The organism is Ramlibacter sp. (genome assembly GCF_028292805.1).
In the GTDB taxonomy this organism is placed as follows: domain Bacteria; phylum Pseudomonadota; class Gammaproteobacteria; order Burkholderiales; family Burkholderiaceae_C; genus Ramlibacter.
Window position 1 is genome coordinate 1 of the sequence record NZ_JAQGLS010000094.1, and the last position, 3,782, is coordinate 3,782.

The 3,782-nt window shown below is 68.4% G+C and carries 7 protein-coding genes; 5 read left to right on the plus strand and 2 right to left on the minus strand.

Features of this window, described 5'->3' with window-relative positions:
- The coding region (locus JWP65_RS05085) for an inorganic phosphate transporter (protein ID WP_299760968.1) at positions 1–277 on the plus strand (277 nt) is incomplete at its 5' end.
- Positions 278–410: 133 nt separating this feature from the next.
- Here the strand turns inward: JWP65_RS05085 and JWP65_RS05090 are convergent.
- Complete coding sequence (locus JWP65_RS05090; protein WP_299760970.1) at positions 411–857, minus strand: hypothetical protein; 447 nt, start codon at positions 855–857, stop codon at positions 411–413.
- Entirely contained in the window at positions 854–1,384 is a 531-nt protein-coding gene (locus JWP65_RS05095) for a GNAT family N-acetyltransferase (protein WP_299760972.1), read from the minus strand. The genes JWP65_RS05090 and JWP65_RS05095 overlap by 4 nt, the downstream gene beginning before the upstream one ends.
- Positions 1,385–1,526: 142 nt before the next feature.
- Here JWP65_RS05095 and rpsP point away from each other — a divergent pair, with 142 nt between their 5' ends.
- From rpsP to rplS, 4 genes are all read left to right on the plus strand, one after another.
- Positions 1,527–1,808: a 30S ribosomal protein S16 gene (gene rpsP, locus JWP65_RS05100; RefSeq protein WP_299760974.1), complete on the plus strand. Its 282-nt coding sequence runs from the start codon at positions 1,527–1,529 to the stop codon at positions 1,806–1,808.
- 3 nt (positions 1,809–1,811) lie between these two features.
- Entirely contained in the window at positions 1,812–2,405 is a 594-nt protein-coding gene (gene rimM, locus JWP65_RS05105; protein ID WP_299760976.1) for a ribosome maturation factor RimM, read from the plus strand.
- Between the two features lie 159 nt (positions 2,406–2,564).
- Positions 2,565–3,308 carry a tRNA (guanosine(37)-N1)-methyltransferase TrmD gene (gene trmD, locus JWP65_RS05110; RefSeq protein ID WP_299760978.1) on the plus strand — a complete coding sequence of 248 codons (744 nt, stop codon included), beginning with the start codon at positions 2,565–2,567 and terminating at the stop codon, positions 3,306–3,308.
- 142 nt (positions 3,309–3,450) lie between these two features.
- A partial coding sequence (gene rplS / locus JWP65_RS05115) for a 50S ribosomal protein L19 (protein ID WP_299760977.1) occupies positions 3,451–3,782 on the plus strand: 332 nt, incomplete at its 3' end.

Sequence of the window (3,782 nt, forward strand, 5' to 3'; positions counted from 1 at the left end):
GACCATGGGCCAGAAGATCACCAAGCTCAAGCCGGTCGGCGGCTTCTGCGCGGAGACCGGCGGCGCGCTGACGCTGTTCCTGGCCACCATGCTGGGCATCCCGGTCTCCACCACCCACACCATCACCGGCGCCATCGTCGGCGTAGGCTCCACCCACCGCATGAGCGCGGTGCGCTGGGGCGTCGCCGGCAACATCGTCTGGGCCTGGATCTTCACGATCCCGGCCAGCGCCTTCGTGGCGGCGATCGCCTACTGGATTTCGCTGCAGGTGTTCTAGCCATCCACTTTGAAATCACTGCGCGATCTCAAGTGGTGGGAGGCTGATCAGTGAGAACAAGCCCGGCAAAGCCGGGCTTGTTCTCATGGAGGTGCGCTGCACGCTGTGGCGCGCGTCCTGGTGCCGCTGGCGGTTACTGCGAAATCTTGCGGCCCTCTTCGATCTGCCAGACGAAGTAGTGCTCGAAGCTGTAGGCGATGCTCGCCATCAGTGAACCCGCCCCGATCAGGAGCGCGCCGGCGATGGCAAAGATCGTTGCCCAGTGGGTCGCGCCCGCCGCCGCGTCTTGCGGCGCGCCGGGGTTGAAGCGCTGGTTCCACTTTTCCGGCGTGGACAGGCCGTAGACGATCGCCGTCAGGCAGCAGCCGGCGATGGTGAAGCCCAGCAACGGGATCAGGAACCAGCTCAGGCTGTCGTCCTGGCCCAGCTGCTGCACCCGCTGGATGCCGTACAGGCCCAGCGCGGTCGGCATCGGCAGCATCCAGCCGAGCATGTCGCCAAGACCCTTGAGGTAGAAGCGATGCAGGCCCAGCGGGCCGCCCACGAAGGCCAGCCAGGCGGCCACGGTCTTGCTTTTCATTGCCCTGCCTCCGGCGCCGTGCTGTCGCCTTCGCCCAGGGCCCTGTCCATCATCACGATGTCCAGCCAGCGGCCGAACTTCCAGCCGCAGGACTTGATCACGCCCACCTGGCGGAAACCGGCCGCGCGGTGCGCGCCGATCGAGCCGGCGTTGGCCGAATCGCCAATCACCGCGATCAGCTTGCGCACGCCGGCGGCCTCGGCTTGGTGCATCAGCGCCGCCAGCAGCTTGCCGCCAACGCCCTGACCGGTGGCGTCGGGATGCAGGTAGATCGAATCTTCGGCCGAGTAGCGGTAAGCGGGGCGCGGCTTGAACCACTGGCAGTAGGCGAAGCCCAGCACGCGGCCCTCGCGTTCGGCCGCCAGGTGGGGCAGGCCTCTGGCCAGCACGTCGGCCCGGCGCGCGGCCATGTCCGCCTCCGTCGGCGGGGTGGTTTCGAAGGTGCCGGTGCCGTGCAGCACGTGGTGGCCGTAGATGGCCGTGATGGCGGGAATGTCCTGGTCGCAGCTGGGTCTGAGGGTGAGCATGATGGAAAGGCTATAATCGCGGGCTTTTCAGCGTGTCGTTGGCCGGGTGGCCAGTCGCGTGTCTCAACGCTGGAAGAACATCTGGGCGTTTCGCTTGCTTTTCAGTTGCAGGAAACGTCCCGTCTCCACCCAAGGATAAATCATGGTCGTCATTCGACTCTCCCGCGGCGGTTCCAAGCACCGTCCGTTCTACAACATCGTCGTGACCGACAAGCGCATCCGCCGTGACGGCCGCTTCATCGAGCGCCTCGGCTTCTACAACCCCACCGCCCGTGGCGGCGAGGAAATGCTGCGCGTCGCGCAGGATCGCCTGACCTACTGGCGTGGCGTCGGCGCGCAGGCGTCGCCCACCGTGGAGCGCATCCTCAAGGGTGCCCCCGCCGCCGGCGCCACGGCGGCCGTCGCAGCCCCCGCCGCGGCTTAAGGGATGGCAGGCCCCGACCGGCCGGCAGCCACGTTGCCGGCGGGCATCGATGCCGCGGAGATGCCCGCGGACGCCGTCGAGGTCGGGCGCATCGCCGATGCCTGGGGCATCAAGGGCTGGTTCAAGGTTCTGCCCCACAGCGCCGATCCCCAGGCGCTGTTCTCCTCCAAGCGCTGGTACCTGCAGCCGTCCGAGCGAGGCCCCCGGGTCTTTGCCGGCACGGTGCTGCTGCGCATCCGCGAGGCCAAGGAGCACTCCGACACCATCGTGGCGCTGGCCGACGCCGTGGACGACCGGTCCGCGGCCGAGGCACTGCGCGGCGCCCGCATCTTCATCCCGCGTTCGAGCTTCCCCACCGCCGGAAACGACGAGTACTACTGGGTCGACCTGATCGGCCTGGACGTCGTCAACCGCGAAGGGGTGGCGCTCGGGCGCGTGAAGGAGCTGCTGTCCACCGGGCCGCAGACGGTGCTGGTGCTCCAGTACCAGCTCGAAGGCGAGCCGCAGGAGCGGCTGCTGCCGTTCGTGGCCGCTTTCGTCGACGGCGTCGATCTCCCCGCCCGCCGCATCACGGTCGACTGGCAACCCGACTACTAGCTTTCACTTTGAAATCGCCGCGCGATTTCAAAGTGGCTGATCACCGCGAGCACCGGCGAGGCCGGATCCCTTCGCAAGAGGGGCCGGGCTGCGCGATGTTCGGCCCCATCCGTCACGCTGGATGCAGCCACAATGGCCGCCTTGGTTTCTCAAGCACCCATGCGCTTCGACGTCGTCACCCTGTTTCCCGAACTGTTCGCGCCCTTGCTGGCGGCGGGCGTCACCCGCCGCGCCTACGAAAGCAGGCTGGTGGACGTGCGGCTGTGGCATTTGCGCGATTTCGCCGAAGGCAACTACCGCCGGGTGGACGACCGTCCGTTCGGCGGCGGGCCGGGCATGGTGATGCTGGCCGAGCCGCTGGCGCGCTGCCTGCAGGCGATCCGCGCCGACCGCGCAGACGCGGCGCCGGTCGTGCTGTTTTCGCCCGTCGGTGAGCGCATCGCCCACGCCGTCGTGGAAGGCTGGTCGGCCAGCGCCGGCGCCGTCCTGCTGTGCGGCCGCTACGAAGGCATCGACCAGCGCTTCATCGACGCCCACGTCGACGTGCAGCTGAGCCTTGGCGATTTCGTGCTGTCGGGTGGCGAGATCGCCGCCATGGCGCTGCTGGACGCGGTGGCGCGGCTGCAGCCCGGTGTGTTGAACGACGCCGGCAGCCACCAGGAAGACAGCTTCAACCCGGTGCTCGACGGCCTGCTGGACTGCCCGCACTACACCCGGCCCGAGCAGTGGAACGGGGTGAAGGCGCCGGCCGAGCTGCTGTCCGGGCACCACGCGCAGATCGAAGCCTGGCGCCGCCGCCAGCGGCTGGCGATCACGGCAAAGCAGCGGCCGGACCTGATCGCCGCGGCCCGGGCAGGCGGGCGGCTGAGCCCCGCCGACGAGGCTTTCCTGTCCGGTCTATAATCTCTGGTTCTTCGATCCTCTACCTCGCCGTCCGAGCCGCCGCCGCGCCCAGCGCAGCGGGATCAAACCAGCGACCGCACCAGGCGGCCGCGTGCGAAGCCAGGACCATTCGCGTAGCGAAGCAAGATCGACAGAGGCAGCCATGAACCTGATCCAGATCCTCGAAGAAGAGGAAATCGCCCGCCTGGGCAAGAAGATCCCCGCGTTCGCCCCCGGCGACACCGTGATCGTTTCCGTGTCCGTCGTCGAAGGCAGCCGCAAGCGCGTGCAGGCCTACGAAGGCGTCGTGATCGCCAAGCGCAACCGCGGCCTGAACAGCGGCTTCACGGTGCGCAAGATCTCCAGCGGCGAAGGCGTCGAGCGCACCTTCCAGACCTACAGCCCGCTGATCGCCGGCATCGAAGTCAAGCGCCGCGGCGACGTGCGCCGCGCCAAGCTGTACTACCTGCGCGAGCGCAGCGGCAAGTCGGCCCG